The 15,484-nt window shown below is 45.0% G+C and carries 13 protein-coding genes; 5 read left to right on the forward strand and 8 right to left on the reverse strand.

Annotated features, from left to right (window positions below; genetic code table 11):
• Window positions 1–89 precede the first annotated feature (89 nt).
• From ihfB to UQW94_RS12860, 5 genes are all read left to right on the forward strand, one after another.
• The gene (gene ihfB, locus UQW94_RS12840; protein ID WP_005385816.1) at window positions 90–371 is read left to right on the forward strand and encodes an integration host factor subunit beta; all 282 of its coding nucleotides are present in this window, start codon (window positions 90–92) and stop codon (window positions 369–371) included.
• A 269-nt stretch (window positions 372–640) separates the two neighbouring features.
• Window positions 641–937: a LapA family protein gene (locus tag UQW94_RS12845; protein ID WP_005376663.1), complete on the forward strand. Its 297-nt coding sequence runs from the start codon at window positions 641–643 to the stop codon at window positions 935–937.
• A gap of 18 nt (window positions 938–955) precedes the next feature.
• Window positions 956–2,131 (forward strand): lipopolysaccharide assembly protein LapB, encoded by a 1,176-nt coding sequence (lapB, locus tag UQW94_RS12850; protein WP_322142261.1) that lies wholly within the window; start codon window positions 956–958, stop codon window positions 2,129–2,131.
• A gap of 84 nt (window positions 2,132–2,215) precedes the next feature.
• Window positions 2,216–2,917 (forward strand): orotidine-5'-phosphate decarboxylase, encoded by a 702-nt coding sequence (gene pyrF / locus UQW94_RS12855; RefSeq protein WP_017821659.1) that lies wholly within the window; start codon window positions 2,216–2,218, stop codon window positions 2,915–2,917.
• Window positions 2,918–3,416: 499 nt separating this feature from the next.
• Window positions 3,417–5,255 carry an extracellular solute-binding protein gene (locus UQW94_RS12860; protein ID WP_017633867.1) on the forward strand — a complete coding sequence of 613 codons (1,839 nt, stop codon included), beginning with the start codon at window positions 3,417–3,419 and terminating at the stop codon, window positions 5,253–5,255.
• Between the two features lie 60 nt (window positions 5,256–5,315).
• Here the strand turns inward: UQW94_RS12860 and UQW94_RS12865 are convergent, their stop codons facing one another.
• From UQW94_RS12865 to UQW94_RS12900, 8 genes are all read right to left on the reverse strand, one after another.
• Complete coding sequence (locus UQW94_RS12865; protein ID WP_322142262.1) at window positions 5,316–5,555, reverse strand: hypothetical protein; 240 nt, start codon at window positions 5,553–5,555, stop codon at window positions 5,316–5,318.
• A 206-nt stretch (window positions 5,556–5,761) separates the two neighbouring features.
• The gene (locus tag UQW94_RS12870) at window positions 5,762–6,535 is read right to left on the reverse strand and encodes a hypothetical protein (protein WP_031778929.1); all 774 of its coding nucleotides are present in this window, start codon (window positions 6,533–6,535) and stop codon (window positions 5,762–5,764) included.
• Window positions 6,536–6,637: 102 nt separating this feature from the next.
• Window positions 6,638–7,216: a PqiC family protein gene (locus UQW94_RS12875; RefSeq protein ID WP_053349629.1), complete on the reverse strand. Its 579-nt coding sequence runs from the start codon at window positions 7,214–7,216 to the stop codon at window positions 6,638–6,640.
• Window positions 7,216–8,862: an intermembrane transport protein PqiB gene (gene pqiB, locus UQW94_RS12880; RefSeq protein WP_262630362.1), complete on the reverse strand. Its 1,647-nt coding sequence runs from the start codon at window positions 8,860–8,862 to the stop codon at window positions 7,216–7,218. The genes UQW94_RS12875 and pqiB overlap by 1 nt, the downstream gene beginning before the upstream one ends.
• Entirely contained in the window at window positions 8,855–10,186 is a 1,332-nt protein-coding gene (locus tag UQW94_RS12885) for a paraquat-inducible protein A (RefSeq protein ID WP_005376683.1), read from the reverse strand. The genes pqiB and UQW94_RS12885 overlap by 8 nt, the downstream gene beginning before the upstream one ends.
• A gap of 303 nt (window positions 10,187–10,489) precedes the next feature.
• Window positions 10,490–11,542: a c-type cytochrome gene (locus UQW94_RS12890; RefSeq protein ID WP_213871728.1), complete on the reverse strand. Its 1,053-nt coding sequence runs from the start codon at window positions 11,540–11,542 to the stop codon at window positions 10,490–10,492.
• 8 nt (window positions 11,543–11,550) lie between these two features.
• Window positions 11,551–12,114, reverse strand: coding sequence for a c-type cytochrome (locus tag UQW94_RS12895; protein ID WP_370687796.1), 564 nt, complete (start codon window positions 12,112–12,114; stop codon window positions 11,551–11,553).
• Window positions 12,115–12,391: 277 nt separating this feature from the next.
• Window positions 12,392–15,484, reverse strand: a complete 3,093-nt coding sequence (locus UQW94_RS12900) for a tetrathionate reductase subunit A (protein ID WP_322142263.1) — start codon at window positions 15,482–15,484, stop codon at window positions 12,392–12,394.

Raw genomic sequence — 15,484 nt, forward strand, 5'->3', positions numbered from 1 at the left:
TAAAATTTGTCTAGAATTGTCAGCAAGTGTTTGTTGGAATTAGTATTACTTACTATAATAAGTAATAAAGATACTCAAAGAGGGCAACTATGACTAAGTCTGAACTGATTGAAAGACTCTGCGCTGAGCAAACACACTTATCAGCGAAAGAGGTAGAGGATGCTGTAAAAGATATTTTAGAGCACATGGCCTCTACACTAGAGAGCGGTGACCGTATCGAGATCCGTGGCTTTGGTAGTTTTTCTCTTCATTACCGCGAGCCTCGCGTAGGTCGTAACCCTAAAACGGGCGATAAAGTGGAATTGGAAGGTAAATACGTTCCACATTTCAAACCTGGTAAAGAACTTCGTGAGCGTGTAAATATTGGTTAATGCACTCTTATTAGTTTGAAAAAAGCGGCATACGTTTGTGTATGCCGCTTTTTTGTAATGTATCCAAGTTAGTAATACATCCAAGATCGTTTACTAATCTAATTGTGGATTCAGCTATTTTCTATACCCAAATAACTTTAACTTCTAAGCATGTCTACAAACTAAGCATCTTGAGGTTACTTGGGTATAGATTATTGCTAATATACGTAGTCTGAAGAAGCATTTTCCTGCATAATCTTACCGACTTACTCCTAGAAGGGTGATGTAACATGAAAATTATAAAAATCGTTGCTGTTTTAGCTCTCTTTTTAATTGCATTGGCGTTAGGTTCCCAAAACCAAGAGCTCGTGACTTTTAACTATCTTCTAGCAAAAGGAGAGTTCCACTTATCTACGCTATTAGGTGTAGTATTTGTGGTTGGCTTTGCTTTAGCGTGGGTTATCTTTGGTAGCATCCAACTGAAAACTCAGCTACAGGTCCGTCGTTTAAAGAAAAAACTGAAAAAGTACGAACCAACTGAATCAAACAACGCTGCTGATAAGCCAGCCATTGAAAAACAGGCATAAGGATAAGGCTTAACTTTAATGCTTGAACTACTCTTCTTGTTGTTGCCTATAGCTGCTGCGTATGGCTGGTATATGGGACATCGCAGCGCTCAGCAAGACAAGCAGAAGCAATCTCATCAAATCTCTCGTCAGTATATGACGGGTCTTAATCTACTGCTCTCTGACCAATCAGATAAGGCTGTCGATCACTTTATTGAATTGCTCCAAGTTGATAACGAGACCATCGATACTCACCTTGCGTTGGGTAACCTGTTCCGGTCTCGTGGTGAAGTCGACCGCGCAATCAGAATTCACCAAAATCTTATTTCTCGTTCAGGCTTAACACTGGACCAAAAGAACCTCGCCCTTCAACAGTTAGCGAAAGACTACATGGTCTCAGGTTTTCTTGATCGTGCAGAGAAAATCTTCGAACAGTTAGTCGAAGAGCCAGATTACAAAGAGGCGGCTCTTCAACAATTAGTGACCATTTATCAGCAAACACGAGAATGGGAAAAGGCGATTTATTACGCGAACCAATTGGCTAAGTTAGGTAATAAACGCTCAAGGATGCGTGCAAATATTGCCCATTTTTGGTGTGAAATAGCCATGCTCGACCAAGCTGATGGGAATACTAATAAGGCAATACAGCATTTTAAAAAAGCGTTAGCGGAAGACCCGAAGTGTGTTCGAGCAAGTATTGCTTTGGGACGAATTTACCTAGAGTCTGAAGACTATAAGCACACCATCAAATATCTGACGGGGGTACTTGAGCAAGATAAAGACTTTATCAGTGATGTCTTGCCAACTATTGCAGAATGCTATCATCATCTGGGTCAGGAAGATGAACTTGTCGAATTTCTGCGAGCTTGCATTTATAAGAAAGCAGGCGTATCAGCCGAGTTGATGTTGGCTCAATTAGTTGCTCATCACGAGAACGTTGGGGCTGCTCAAGAGTTACTGACGAAACAATTGCTGAAAAATCCAACCATGAAGGGCTTCTACCGTTTAATTGACTACCACATTGCAGAAGCAGAAGATGGTCGAGCGAAAGACAGCCTATCAACACTACAAGCGATGGTGGGTGAACAATTAAAAGTGAAACCGCATTACCGATGCCGGAAGTGTGGATTTTCTACCCATTCCCTTTATTGGCATTGTCCGTCCTGTAAAGGATGGGGGACGATCAAGCCAATCCGCGGATTGGATGGTGAATAATTCTTAATGCAGCTGGCAGAGTTTCTGTCCGCTGCATTTTTTTAACTTTTTATTTAATAAGAACCAAAACAGTTAGGAGATGAAATGATCGACCAAAAAGTTATTGTCGCACTGGATTATGATAACCAAGCAGATGCACTTGCGTTTGTAGATAGAATTGATCCTGCGTCATGCCGACTAAAAGTTGGCAAGGAGATGTTTACGCTATTTGGTCCTGATTTTGTACGTGAACTCCATAAACGTGGTTTCTCGGTATTCCTAGATTTAAAATTTCACGATATTCCAAACACCTGCTCGAAAGCAGTTCGCGCTGCGGCTGAAATGGGTGTATGGATGGTGAACGTACACGCGAGCGGTGGTGAGCGTATGATGACGGCATCACGTGAAATTCTTGAGCCATATGGTAAAGATCGTCCACTTCTTATCGGTGTAACGGTACTAACCAGTATGGAACAAAGTGATTTAGCTGGTATTGGTTTGAATGTTGCGCCTCAGGAGCAAGTTATTCGTCTAGCAACCTTGACCAAAAACGCAGGCTTAGATGGTGTCGTATGTTCAGCGCAAGAGTCCTCATTACTGAAGAGCGAACTAGGCCAAGAATTTAAATTAGTGACCCCTGGTATTCGACCTGCTGGCTCAGAACAAGGTGACCAACGCCGTATCATGACACCAGTAGACGCTATCCAATCAGGTTCAGATTATCTTGTGATTGGTCGCCCTATCACTCAAGCGTCAAATCCTGCAGAAGTGCTGAAGTCGATCAATGAGAGCTTATCTAAAATGTAAGCACTGTCTCGATTGTATGGAGAAAAGTGAGGCTAAGATGCCTCACTTTTTACATCGAATGAAAATACTAATCGCGGTAAAAAACCATTCCTTTTAACCAGCTATGTCTGATCATTTACTCGCTGTAACTGGTATATCGGGGCCAATTGAGATAAAGGTTCTGCGGTTTATTCTGAGTAAAGTAGGGCTTGGTACTATGCCGATCACACTTTTGTAACATAACTCACTGTGATGCCTCGAAAATGCAACCATGTGTTATTGATGGCTTGCGTTACAAATGTCTAAAGAATACTATGGCGAAGATGCATTCACTGCGTTGTAAGGTCTAGGATGACCTAGTGAAACTCTTTGAAATTAATATAGAAGCTGGCAGGACGTCACTTCATATTACGTTCCTATTATTTCCTATCTGCGTATTTTAAATCGCAGCTTTCTGTGAGCTTTCACACGCTGTCTTCCTTGTTACGACCTTAGTGCGCAAACACAACAAGGAAGAAACATGACTAAAAAACTGCCATTTTCAGTACTAGCAACACTGACCGCTGCCAGTTTTCAACTGAGTGCGGCAGAATTGCCAGCTGATATCGAATGGATTTCAAACAACAACGAACCTCTATTTGCCTCTGAAGAGGCGGTACGAGGTGGCACCTATCGCACTTACATTCAGAGCTTTCCGCAAACATTACGAAGTGTTGGTCCAGATGCGAACTCAGGTTTGCGCCAATACTTAATGGATGGTTCACCAAAACTGGCTCAGCGTCATCCAAATACTGGCAAATGGATCCCTCAACTTGCTAAGTCATGGGCATTTGGAGAAGACAACAAAACCGTATTCTTTAAACTCGACGAAACGGCCGAGTGGTCAGATGGTGAAAAAATTACAGCAGATGATTACGTCTTTATGATGAAGTACTACACGTCAAAAGACATTATCGACCCGTGGTATAACGACTTCTTCACAAACAGTATTGTGAGTGTTGAAAAAATTGATGACTACACGATCAAAGTCAATCTTGCTGTAGCTCAAAGTCATGACTCACTTATGGTTATGATTAACATGCCAAGTAATGGTTTTCAGCCTCGTCCTGAACACTTCTTTGAAGGAGAAAAGGACGCAAATAACGATGGCATGCCTGATAACTTCGTCAGAAAGTTTAACTTTAAATCTGAGCCAACCGCAGCGCCTTACTACATTGATCAAGTGAAGAAAGGTAAGAGCGTGACATTCAAACATGTCGGTGAAGATTGGTGGGGATACAACAACCGCTACTATAAAAACCGTTATAACGTTGAAAAGGTTCGCATTAAGGTGATTCGCGATCCTGATATTGCCATGAAGCACTTTGAGAAAGGCAACTTAGACTACTTTGAGATGGTGCTACCAAGCTTTTGGCATGACAAAACCAATAGTGATGTGTACAAAAAAGGCTATATCCAAAAGTACTGGGGCTTTAACGAAGCACCGCAAGGAGCTGGTGGTCTTTGGATGAACACAGCGATGCCGATGTTGGATAACCTAGAAGTGCGTAAAGGTGTTATGGCAGCCACTGACTATGACGGCATGATTGAAAACATCATGCGTGGAGATTATTCACGTAAACCGCATGGACTCGGCTTTGGTCATGGCGAATACGATGATCCTAACAATACACCGCCAAAGTTTGATGCTGATGCGGCGGTTAAACACTTCGAAAAAGCGGGCTTTGATAAAGTGGGCGCAGATGGTATTCGTGTTAACGACAAGGGCCAACGCTTGAGCTTTGCTATCACCTATGGATACAACTCTTGGACACCGCGTATTGCATACCTGAAAGAGCAAGCGAAACTTGCTGGTCTTGAGTTCACGTTAAACTTGGTGGATGGCTCATCTGCGTTTAAATACATTCTTGAGAAAAAGCATCAGCTAGCGTTTTTGAATATGGGCTCTGGTGAGATCCCTGCGTATTGGGAATACCTACACTCGGATAATGCAAATCGACCACAAACGAATGCTCACACCAACTACAGCAGCCCTGAGCTAGACAAGTTAATTGAAGCGTATGACTCTGAGTTTGATCAGGAGAAGCGTTACGACTTGTCGCATCAAATCCAAAACTATGTCAGCAAAGCAAATATCATCGTTCCTGGCTACATGGTGCCTTATTCTCGAGTTGCTCATTGGCGCTGGGTTAAAATTCCTAAAAACGGCATGACAAAAGCGACAGAATGGGTGCTTCATCCAATGGATATCGGTAATTTCTGGATTGATAACCAAGTAAAAGAAGAGACAGAAGAAGCGATGGACGAGGGTAAAACCTTCCCAGAACTAACGGTAATTGATGATCGTTACAAATTGTAAATCAGTAGTTTAGATAGAAAATGATAGCCCCGATAATGAATTTTATCGGGGCTTTCTTTTTTACTTAATAAGGTAAGACACTTCTAAAAGGTAGGTTTTTGCATCACCAAGCAAAGAGAACGCTTTATCGATGGTTTTAAATCGATCATCAAGCGAGTCGCTGGATATCAGCTGGCTGAATGCTTGCAACGAGAAAGCTTCGTTTGCTTTGAAGAACTGATGTACGTTTTCAAGCTGCACTTTATGAATATGCTCCACCTTATTTAGGGCGGTGGTTAAATCGGAAATGTTAATCGACATTGCTACTCGGGAACCTTATCAACAAGACCTATATGAGGTCATAGAGTGGGGTTTTATATTTTGCGACAGAGAGTAACACCGAAGAGCAATTTATAGCCTGATGAAGATCAATTTGCCTTATTTAAACATCTGTAAAGCGGCACTAGACGTGTACCTAGAGCTAGTACACGTTACAACGCTTGAATATAGGCTAGGGTTTCACCTGATCAAAAGTAAAAGCCAAGTCCGACTAAAAGCCCTTGAGAAGCCGTATCATATTCAAATACCTCTTCATTTTTGTAATCGACCCAGGTCGACTTGTAAGCTAAGTTGAGATCAGACCATTCGTTAAAGCTATAACGAACACCAGTTTGAATGGCATAAGTGAAGTGAGTATCGTTGCCAAGTCCGGCGTCGATGCTGGCATGAAATCGCCAGTTTTCGCTCAATTCATCAATGAGTCGCAAGCCAACTAAAAAATCGACCCAATCTTCTTGTAATGACAGTCTATCTTCTAGTACCCGGTTGTCATTACGATACAGCTTGCCGGTGATGTCATTGTCCCACCAACGTAATCCAAACATATAATCCAGTTTACCAAATGAATATTGTTCGCGTTGGAATGCCTTTGCTTCTAGAACACCTTGCCGTATTTCGATGTCCGCACGATAACGAGCGTTAGGCAGAGCGCCCTTGATATTATTAACATCACCACTTAAGTTCATGAAACTATAATCTATGTAGTAGCCCCACTTACTTTGGTAAATACTCTCGAATCGCAACATCGCCCCAATATCGAGGTGGTCTACGATGAACTTAGGATCGACATCCACCTCTGATGAAAAGCGACCAATACTGGTATCCCCGTGGATATTCAGTCCTAGCATGTACACTTCTATGCTATTTCGCCAACGAGATTCTTGTGTCTCGGCTGAGAGCGCTACTGATGTAGGTAATACAAGAATGAGTGAGGAGAGTGATAGCAGGTTACATGGTTTCATCCAATTTCCTTTTCGGCTTTTCGTCAGCTTTCAGCTTAGTAGAAGTCGCTACACTCTGCATAAAAAAGGGAAGCAACTTGCTTCCCTGTAATTAACATTGACTTAGAGTTGTTTGGCAATGTCTGAGGTTAGGCTTTCTAAGCCTATGGATAAAGCGTTGACGAGCGCTTCATAGCCCTCATCTTGAAGCGGCTGAGAGATTTGTATTGGCGCGCTGTTTTCTACCTTACCTTCGGCATTAATGAGTAACCATTCCCCCTCAATTTCGATATTACCTTTGTAGCTGCCATTAAATTTATTTAACGTAAGCTGTAGTTTGGCTTCACCGCTTTGATCCAACAGATTATTCATTTCAGTCGGCCAGTAATGACTTTGCTTTTGACGTAGTTCCGCGACAACTCTCTGAGTGATTTGCTCAGAAATACTGTGCGCCCATTGATTGTGTTTTGCCTGAATAACTTGGGTCTCAGAGGTTCGATAAACAATGCCATTATCATTCAAATAACTCGCCAATGTCACTGGACGAACAACTAAAGTTGGGCGCTGAGCGATATCAGAAGAGCTCAGCGTCACTGGTTCCACCTTAGGTAGAAGGTACATAGCTCCTTTAGTTTGCGGAGCGCTACTGCAACCCGTTAGACCGACAAATAGCGCGATAGACAGAAAGAATACTCGTTTCATTAGTTTTGGCCTTTAACTGGTATTGGGTCACTGATTTCATCTTCTCCAAACACAAGAGAGTTTGGCTTTTCGTTTAGCTGTTTAAGTACGGGTTTAAACTCTGTCATCACGCTTTCTAATTCTTTTAGCGTGGCTTCCATTTCGCTGTACATGGTTGAGTTGGGCCCATAACCATCGAGTGTTTTTTGTAATTGCTGTAAGCTTTGGCGAATATCTGTTGGGATCTCTTGCGTTTCTTTTTGATTCAAAAGTTTATCAATACTGTCCGCCACGCGTTCTGCTGAAGCTAACGTTTTTTCGGACGTTTTTAACGTTGAATTGAGAGAATCTAGCGTTTCTTCCATCGGTAAGTTATTAATCTTATTTAGGAAGTCGTTCACTTGGCGCTGAACCTGCGCAAAACCACCACGCATGGTTGGGAAAACATCTAAATCAGCAAACTTACTCGGTACGTAAGGCTCGTCATTTGGATAGAAGTCGGCGTCAACATATAGTGCGCCTGTTAATAAGTTACCTGTTTTTAAAGTACCACGTAGGCCTTTAGCAAACTCACTCTTCAATTTATCTTTTAACATTGGTAAAGATTGGGATTGGAAATCGCCATAAACACGGCCGAGCTCGATACGTACCAATACAGGGATTTTTTTCGCAGAAAAGTTCTCTTCTGGGGTTGGAAGTCGCATTGGTACACGCATCACAGTACCAATTCTCAAGCCTCGATATTCGACAGGTGCCTTACGTTTAAGTCCTCGTACCGATTCATCAAAAAGCATAACGAATTCAATATAATCATCGTACATGCCTTCTCGAAGTTGTTTAATATCATCGTACAAGCGGAAGTTGACCATATTTTCAGTGAGCTGTTCACCGGATTCAAGACCTGGAACGGTATCGAAGGTAACACCACCCGTTAGCATGCTCTCTAATGAGCCAAACTTGACTTCGAACCCTTCAGCGTTGAGCTGTAAATCTACGCCAGAATTCAGCCAGAACTTGGTACGAGTGCGCACTAAGCTGTCATAAGGCTTGAAAATAAAGAGTTGGTATAACGCTTTGCGAGTGTCAACATCAAAGCTGGTTTTCTCTACACGACCAACCGTAAAGCCTTTATAAATGACGGGGTCACCAACGCCTAGCTTACCAGCCTCGCGGTGTGTTAACACAAGGCGTAACCCCTCTGCATCAGGAGAGGCCACTGGGGGAACATCTAAGACCGTAAAGTGCTCTTTCTCTATCTTAGATTTACCCGGTTGAAGTTGGATATAAGCGCCAGACAGCAAGGTCTCTAAACCTGAAACGCCATCACGGCCAATACGAGGCTTCACCACCCAAAACATGGTGTCATCTCGCAGCATGCGTTCTGCATCCTTGTTCATTTGTGCCTTAGCGATGATGTGATCGTAATTTTCACTGAGAGTGACTTCAGTAATCAGTCCGACTTTTACATTCAATGCTCGGATTTCGCTTTTGCCAACCTCAATCCCATCTGCGGTTGGCAGTTGGAGAGTAATTTGTGGGCCTGTACTGTTGATATATTGGAACAGCATCCACGCTCCCATGGCTAGCGCAAGGATCGGGACAATCCATATCGCAGAAATCTGCTTTTGCGGTTTTATTTGAGCGGTTACGTTGTTCTCATCACTCATATTTGGCTTTCTCGTTTAAGTTGTCAGAAATCGGCTCCTGCACTTCGTTTTGTGGCAATTGCCACAATAAACGTGAGTCAAATATCATTGCAGAAAGCATAGTAAAAATGACCACTGCCGCGAAAGAGAGCGCAGCAGGACCTGGATAAATCGCCATTAAGTTTTGCAGTTGAACCAGTGCAACTAAGATCGCGACGACGAAGATATCGATCATGGACCAACGGCCAATAAACTCAGTTATACGGTAGATCTTTAAGCGTGAAATACTCTCTTCGTGCGGAAGATATCGCGCTTTTTGCGCATTGTAATACAGCCACGCGAGTGCCAGCATTTTCGCCATTGGAATAAATACGCTAGCAAAGAAAATTACCATCGCAATAGGGTAAGAACCTAAATGCCAAAGCAATATTACCCCCTCCATGATAGTTGAACCTTCTGCATGTCCAAGGCTTACTGTGTACATCATAGGGTAGAGGTTTGCAGGGATATAGAAAATGATTGAAGCAAACAAAAGCGCCCAAGCTTTTTGTAAATTGTCTGCGGGGTTGTATTTGTGAATAGGGCTTTTACAACGAATGCAGTGTTGGTGTTTTTTAGCTTCAATAGGGTTGAGCTGGTGACACGTATGACAACCAATATGGTTGTGGTTATGGTGCGTATCACCCTCTTTTACATCAGGTAGCTCGATAGCTGGAATGAAGTGCCCCCAGAGCCAGCTTTTGTCGACCATTGATATGCATTTGACTACCAGAACGGTATATACACAAAACGCCCAGAATGAAGTGCCCATTCCTATGTCTGCGAGGGAAGCGATTTTAATTAAGCTGACCAACACGCCAATCAAAAATACATCCACCATTAACCAAGGTTCGACTCGAAACAGAAGACGGCATAAAACTTTTGCCATTCGTTGCTGCTTTTTGGAGGGGGTATGTTTACGTGCTTTTAATGCTTCAAGGTGAAGAAAGAGAATGAGACCAACATAGATTGCAGGCAAAACGATAACTGTTGCGAGTAGCAGCACACCCAAAAGCACATTTTGAAACTCAGCCAGCATTTTGGCAGCGTGCAACAAGGTGATTTCTTGCGACAACCCTTGCACGCTGAACGACATAAAAGGGAAAGAAATGCTTAGCACTAACATGATCAAACATGCCGATGATATGGCGATCACGCTTTGGTAAGGCTTGGCATTCACTTTAGTCAGCGAATGCGAACATCGAGGACATTGTGCTTTTTGCCCCTGTTCGATATCGGGAATGCGAACAACAAGGCCGCACTCTTCGCATGAAATTAACTGACGGGAATTAGGTTGAATACTCATCGGGTAGGTTTTAGATTCATTTGCTTTAAGAATACTCTTTTTTCACTAGGCACGCTTGTTTTGATTCAGGAGTTTACGAGTTTCTTACTTCTGGCATTAGAGCATATGGGAGATCTAAGACATAAACGAAGTCGCGTTTGGTACAAGATTTTACGGCGAAGATGAGTATGTTGGAAGCCGAAAGTAATATGATGTTGCTTGTTTATTGGAGGGGGTAACTACTTGTTTTTAAGGGTAAGTAACCCTGCCCAGATAATCTGAGCAGGGAAAAAGAGCATTTTATTTAAGGTGCTTAGTTGTACTTTACTTGACCGTTCCGCTCTTAAAGGCATTGGAGCCGACTTGCGTACCGTTGAGCGTTTTGCCGTAATAGCCTTGGTGCTGGTGATATTTCTCCGAGTTTGCGGTGACATTGCCTTTGAATCGAGGATCTTGTGGGCGCTCATGGCTGTTAACGTATGCTGCGACATCCCAAGCTTCTTGCTCTGTCAGCTGGACACTTTTCCCAAGCGGCATGTTTTCGTAAATAAAATAGGCCGCTGTGTTAATCCGGTGCATACCTGCGCCCCAGTTATACGCATATTCGCCCCAAAGTGGTGGAATGTATGAGTGGCCGTTGGTGTCTTTGATGCCAGAACCGTCGGCGCGATGGCAAGTTTCACAGTTCTTTTCGTAGACCAGTGCGCCTCGCTCTATTGATGGTTCTTGCTCAGGGGCGTTGATTTTTGGGTAGCCACGCCCAGAGAGATTACCCCGCTTTTCAATTGGTAATGCTTGTGCGATGGCTTCGGGCAACGGGAAGTCTTTTGCTTTTCCACCAATTTGCAACGTTTTTGCGTCTAGCTCTGGAATGGGTTCATCCGCCATACCATGTTTGTCAAGCAAGCCGCCCATCGCTAACCAGTAGGCGTAAGCACTAAGGGCAACAATTTCTGTCGAATCGTAAGCGGGCGCTTTACCGTTCATGGAATACTCGAAACAACCTTGGATACGGTCAGCATAGCTGTTTACGCGATCGTTTTTCTTACGATATGCCGGGTATGCCATGTAAGCTGCCCACAGTGGCGCAGCGTTTGCTTTTCGTCCTGCCTCCATATGGCAGTTCACACAGTTTTGTTCGTTGCCAACGTATTTTCCGCGCATTTGTTGTGAGTTAACAAAGAGCGAGTAACCGCGTTTTACTTGCTCACCAAATGCGGTGTTTGGGATTGTGCTGAGATCACGCGGTTTTAAGTATTCACCGTGATTTTCTTTTTCTATCGCAGGTAGCTCTTTCTGGCGGTCCGGTAATGGATCGCTAGCTAGTACGAGCGTAGAAATGAAAGGCAGTGCGAACAAAGAATAGAAACGTTTCATGACTGCTCCTAGTAACGTAATGAGGCAAAGTAGTAAGCAAGATTTTCGATCTCTTTGTCAGTGAGATTTTTTGCGATGGTCCCCATCATATTGAGCGGGTCGCCACTGCGAGTGCCGTTTTTCCATGCCATCAATTGCGTTTTTAAGTAATCAGCATGTTGGCTTGCGAGGCGAGGGAACTTGTCGACGCCCATACCGCTGGCTCCATGACAAGTTGCGCAAGCTGGAATATTTCTATCCCAATCGCCTTGGAAAATTAATTTACGATACGGGTTACGAATATCAGCTTGGTCGCCGCGTTGTTCTGGATTCGTGAACTCATAGCTCGGGAGGTTAGCAAAGTACTCCATAACTTCCTTACGGTCTGCGGGATCGCTGAGTTCCTTCGCCATGCCTTGCATGACCACATTTTGGCGTTCGCCACTAAGGAATAGTTCGATTTGAGTGTTGAGATAATTCGCGTTTAAACCAGCGATCATCGGCGCGATATTTGGCTGTCCCATGCCATCTTGGCCGTGACAACCGCTACATACGCTGGCTTTTTCCGGAATAGACGAGGCGCTTGCGCCCATAGTGGTTGCTAACAAACAGGCCACCACCACTGGAAGAATTTTTGACATGCTGACTCACTTTAATTTTTATTAATATGTCTAAGTGCTACTTGGTAGTCACATGGACGATATTGTCGGCCTTGTCAATAATGAAAGGTATTGTGGATTTCCACATATTTAATAAGTGTAAATGGCCGTATTTGTTTTTATTGGTTGTTCTATAAGCGATAAAAACAAAGTGGTGAAGAGCTGCACAAATCGGCAGCTCTAAGTGGTAGAGACGTCTTAACGTGCGGCGTTACGCTTTGCGGATTTTGGCTGGCAGGGACTGACGTGCCGCCGCGCCCACTACCCAATCCAACAACACGCCTTTGCCTTCTCGAGTAGGGTCAATTAAGCCAATGTCGTTAATATTGACGCCATCTTGGCTGCGTGTTTTTACGGGTTGTTGTTTATCGCCGATCCAGTGCGAGCGTTGTCCTAGCTCGGTATGACCAAACCCATGTTCAAATCCGAGTGTGCCAGGGCGAATCCCGCTGACTATCATCGCAAGTGCTTTGGTGCTTGCAGATGGTGTCTCGATAACAAACTCATCACCCGTTTTAATGCCTGCGCGCTCGGCATCGATTGGATGGATGTACACTGGGTTTACGCCTTTAATCGAGTTCAACCTTGGCGATAGGTTGGATACCGCACTGTGAATGTTGGATTTAAAGTTCGTCAGGCTGAAAGGCCATTCTGAGCTTGGGAACTGGTCTTCCATTGGTGTGCCATCGGCCAGTTTTTGTGGATGCCATGTTGGGCAACCCGTGTAGAAATCACCGGTCATGGTGTTTCTTGCGCTGCCGACACGTTCATTCCATATCGCGACAGGTCGTGTCCATTTGTGCTTCATTTGCTCACCTTGATACGCTTCGGTTGCATTTTCGAAACGTCCACCGCGAGCAAAAATAAACGCCACACGTTTCATCTCATCCGCTGTCAGCGTCTTCTGCATGGCTGGCATTAAACGCTCTAGGCCGGACCACGCAATGTCTTCTGCCGAAACTTCAGGCACCCCGCCTTTCACATAAGCCAAGTTTGCCGCGGAACGTAAGTAGAAATCTTCAGCGCTGTGGAGGGCGTGCCAATTCCCTTGCGCATCTTGAATCGCGTTGTCACCAAAGCCGCCTAGTTGCATTTTCTTGGCGACATCAATCAAAAAGTTTTCTAAGCAAATTGAACGACCATCGGCGGTTTTCTCTGTTCGCGCTCCCACAATCGGCCAGCGAGCGGTGACGGTTTTCACCGGAACGTCGTGCCAAGGCGTTGCCATCCCCCAGCTTTCGTAGGTGACCGTGTCCGGCACAATATAGTCCGACAATGCGGTGGTTTCGTTAATGAACGCATCAATAGACACAATCAAACCGAGCTGCTTTGGATCTTTAAGCTTGTCTTCCAGCAGCGTTTTCAAACCGGGTACACCATACATCGGGTTCGCCATGTGGTTGATCCACGCTTTAACGCGATATGGATAACCATCAATAGCCGCAGATAGGTGTTCTGTCAGCAGTGGCGCTGCAAACGGATACCAAGGTGCGCGAGTTGGGTAAGGGGATTTTCCTGCCTCAACGCGACGTTTGTATTCGCTGGTTTTGTGGTAGGGGAATTTACTGCGCGACAAAAAGACGCCTTTCGGGCCGACTTTGCCAGCAAATTTGGTGAAGTCGTAACGAGGACCCGCAGCGGAAGTTGGGTAGCCACCCGCTTTGGCCATCGCGCCGCCTTTCATATTTATGTTACCAATCAACGCATTGAGCATCATGATGGTAAACGAGTTATAGAACCCATTGGTGTGCATGTTGCCACCGTGGGTATCGACCACCGCTTTTGTTCCGTGACTGGTGAAGCGCTTTGCTAGTTCAACAACTTGTTCGACAGGGATTTCACATTGTTGGCTGTAGAACTCAAGACTGTATTTGAACGCCTCTTCTTTGAGTCTTTGTAGAGACGATTTTACGCGCACTTCGCCCGATGCAAGCGAAACCGTTTTATCGACAAACAGTGCCGCTTCCTCAGCTTGGGTATGAACACCAAATTCGCCGCTTTGCTCATCCACGATGACGTACGGGTCGGAGTCAGACAACGCTTCGCCCTCGAATGGCAGATTCAAGTCGGACGCGCGTAAAAACGTGCCGTTTCTCGGGTGCTGATTATCGCTTATCACGAGATGCGTAGCATTACACCAGTGCGCGGTGCCGGCTCGTTTCATCGCGTTTGCCCCCGGCTGCGCCAAGAAGGTTTTGTTGTAGCGTTGGTTTTCGATGATCCACTGGATCATGCCAAGCACGAGGGCAGAGTCGGTGCCTGGTTTGATTGGTACCCAGCGGTTGTTGTCACCGGCAGCCAAGCTCGATGAACCAGCAGGCAAACTTGGTGTGATGATGGTGTATTCCAAGCTACCTTCTGTTCGCGCATTGGCGAGTTGGCGCGCCTGACGCTTAAAAGGGTTACCCGCTTGAGCTGGTGACATACCGATGAAGATGATGTATTCCGCGTTATCAAAGTCTGGCTTCAAGTGCGCGTTCTTATCTAAATCGTTCATGAATGCGCCGCTGCCAGCACGAAATGCGTAGCCGCAGTAAGAGCCATGATGCCCAAAGTTACGCGTACCATAGCTGTTGAACGCGAAGCGTTTGAATATGTCGTCTCGGCCTTCGTTACCGGCGTTGGTCATTAACAGTTGGTTGGCTTTCGGTCCATATTCTGGGTTTTCAGGATCAACGGGCGTTGTTAAATCGCGAATGTCGCGTAAGCCATCCACATGACCTTCACCAAATAAATCACCGCCCTCGACGACTTCTTCTATCAGTTGTTCGTAACTGATCGGAATCCATTTTCCTTCGCCGCGTTTTCCAACTCGTTTCAGTGGCTGAGTAATGCGGTACGGGCTGTTGCGAATTTCTAGCATCCCATTGCCACGTGCGCATGCTGTTGAACGACCGTCAAGGCCCGCTTCTCCTGCCAAACTTAAATAAGCACCTTTGACTGGCGTTTCGAACGGAATGTGTTGCTGATGAGAGAGTGGGTGATATGGGTTGCCAGTAATACGCAAAATCTCGTCGTTGCGGTTATCAATGCGTACACGCAATCCGCACAGTGACCAACAACCAAAGCACATCGATGGCGCAACGCGCTGATTTGGATTAGGGATTAGGTTGCCTTTGCTGTTGACCGTGTACTCTGGTTCAAGCGAGTTACCGTGGTGAATATCACGCGTTTTTTCTCCCGCAGTGCCTTCGAGCGCACCCTCGACCATGTGTTTGGTGGTGGTGGCGTAACCCGCAGCGAATGCGCCAAGCCCACCCACTGCAATGCCTGATTTCAAAAACTGACGGCGTTTGTTATCCAT

The organism is Vibrio sp. PBL-C16, assembly GCF_034321865.1.
Classification (GTDB): Bacteria; Pseudomonadota; Gammaproteobacteria; order Enterobacterales; family Vibrionaceae; genus Vibrio; species Vibrio alginolyticus.

Coding starts and splice junctions, on each gene's coding strand:
- UQW94_RS12865 (WP_322142262.1), bottom strand. CDS start 5,555: ATGTCGATTAACATTTCCGATTTAACCACCGCCCTAAATAAGGTGGAG.
- UQW94_RS12895 (WP_370687796.1), bottom strand. CDS start 12,114: ATGGGCGCAAGCGCCTCGTCTATTCCGGAAAAAGCCAGCGTATGTAGC.
- UQW94_RS12900 (WP_322142263.1), bottom strand. CDS start 15,484: ATGGATAACAAACGCCGTCAGTTTTTGAAATCAGGCATTGCAGTGGGT.
- pqiB (WP_262630362.1), bottom strand. CDS start 8,862: ATGAGTGATGAGAACAACGTAACCGCTCAAATAAAACCGCAAAAGCAG.
- pyrF (WP_017821659.1), top strand. CDS start 2,216: ATGATCGACCAAAAAGTTATTGTCGCACTGGATTATGATAACCAAGCA.
- UQW94_RS12890 (WP_213871728.1), bottom strand. CDS start 11,542: ATGAAACGTTTCTATTCTTTGTTCGCACTGCCTTTCATTTCTACGCTC.
- UQW94_RS12875 (WP_053349629.1), bottom strand. CDS start 7,216: ATGAAACGAGTATTCTTTCTGTCTATCGCGCTATTTGTCGGTCTAACG.
- ihfB (WP_005385816.1), top strand. CDS start 90: ATGACTAAGTCTGAACTGATTGAAAGACTCTGCGCTGAGCAAACACAC.
- UQW94_RS12885 (WP_005376683.1), bottom strand. CDS start 10,186: ATGAGTATTCAACCTAATTCCCGTCAGTTAATTTCATGCGAAGAGTGC.
- lapB (WP_322142261.1), top strand. CDS start 956: ATGCTTGAACTACTCTTCTTGTTGTTGCCTATAGCTGCTGCGTATGGC.
- UQW94_RS12870 (WP_031778929.1), bottom strand. CDS start 6,535: ATGAAACCATGTAACCTGCTATCACTCTCCTCACTCATTCTTGTATTA.
- UQW94_RS12845 (WP_005376663.1), top strand. CDS start 641: ATGAAAATTATAAAAATCGTTGCTGTTTTAGCTCTCTTTTTAATTGCA.
- UQW94_RS12860 (WP_017633867.1), top strand. CDS start 3,417: ATGACTAAAAAACTGCCATTTTCAGTACTAGCAACACTGACCGCTGCC.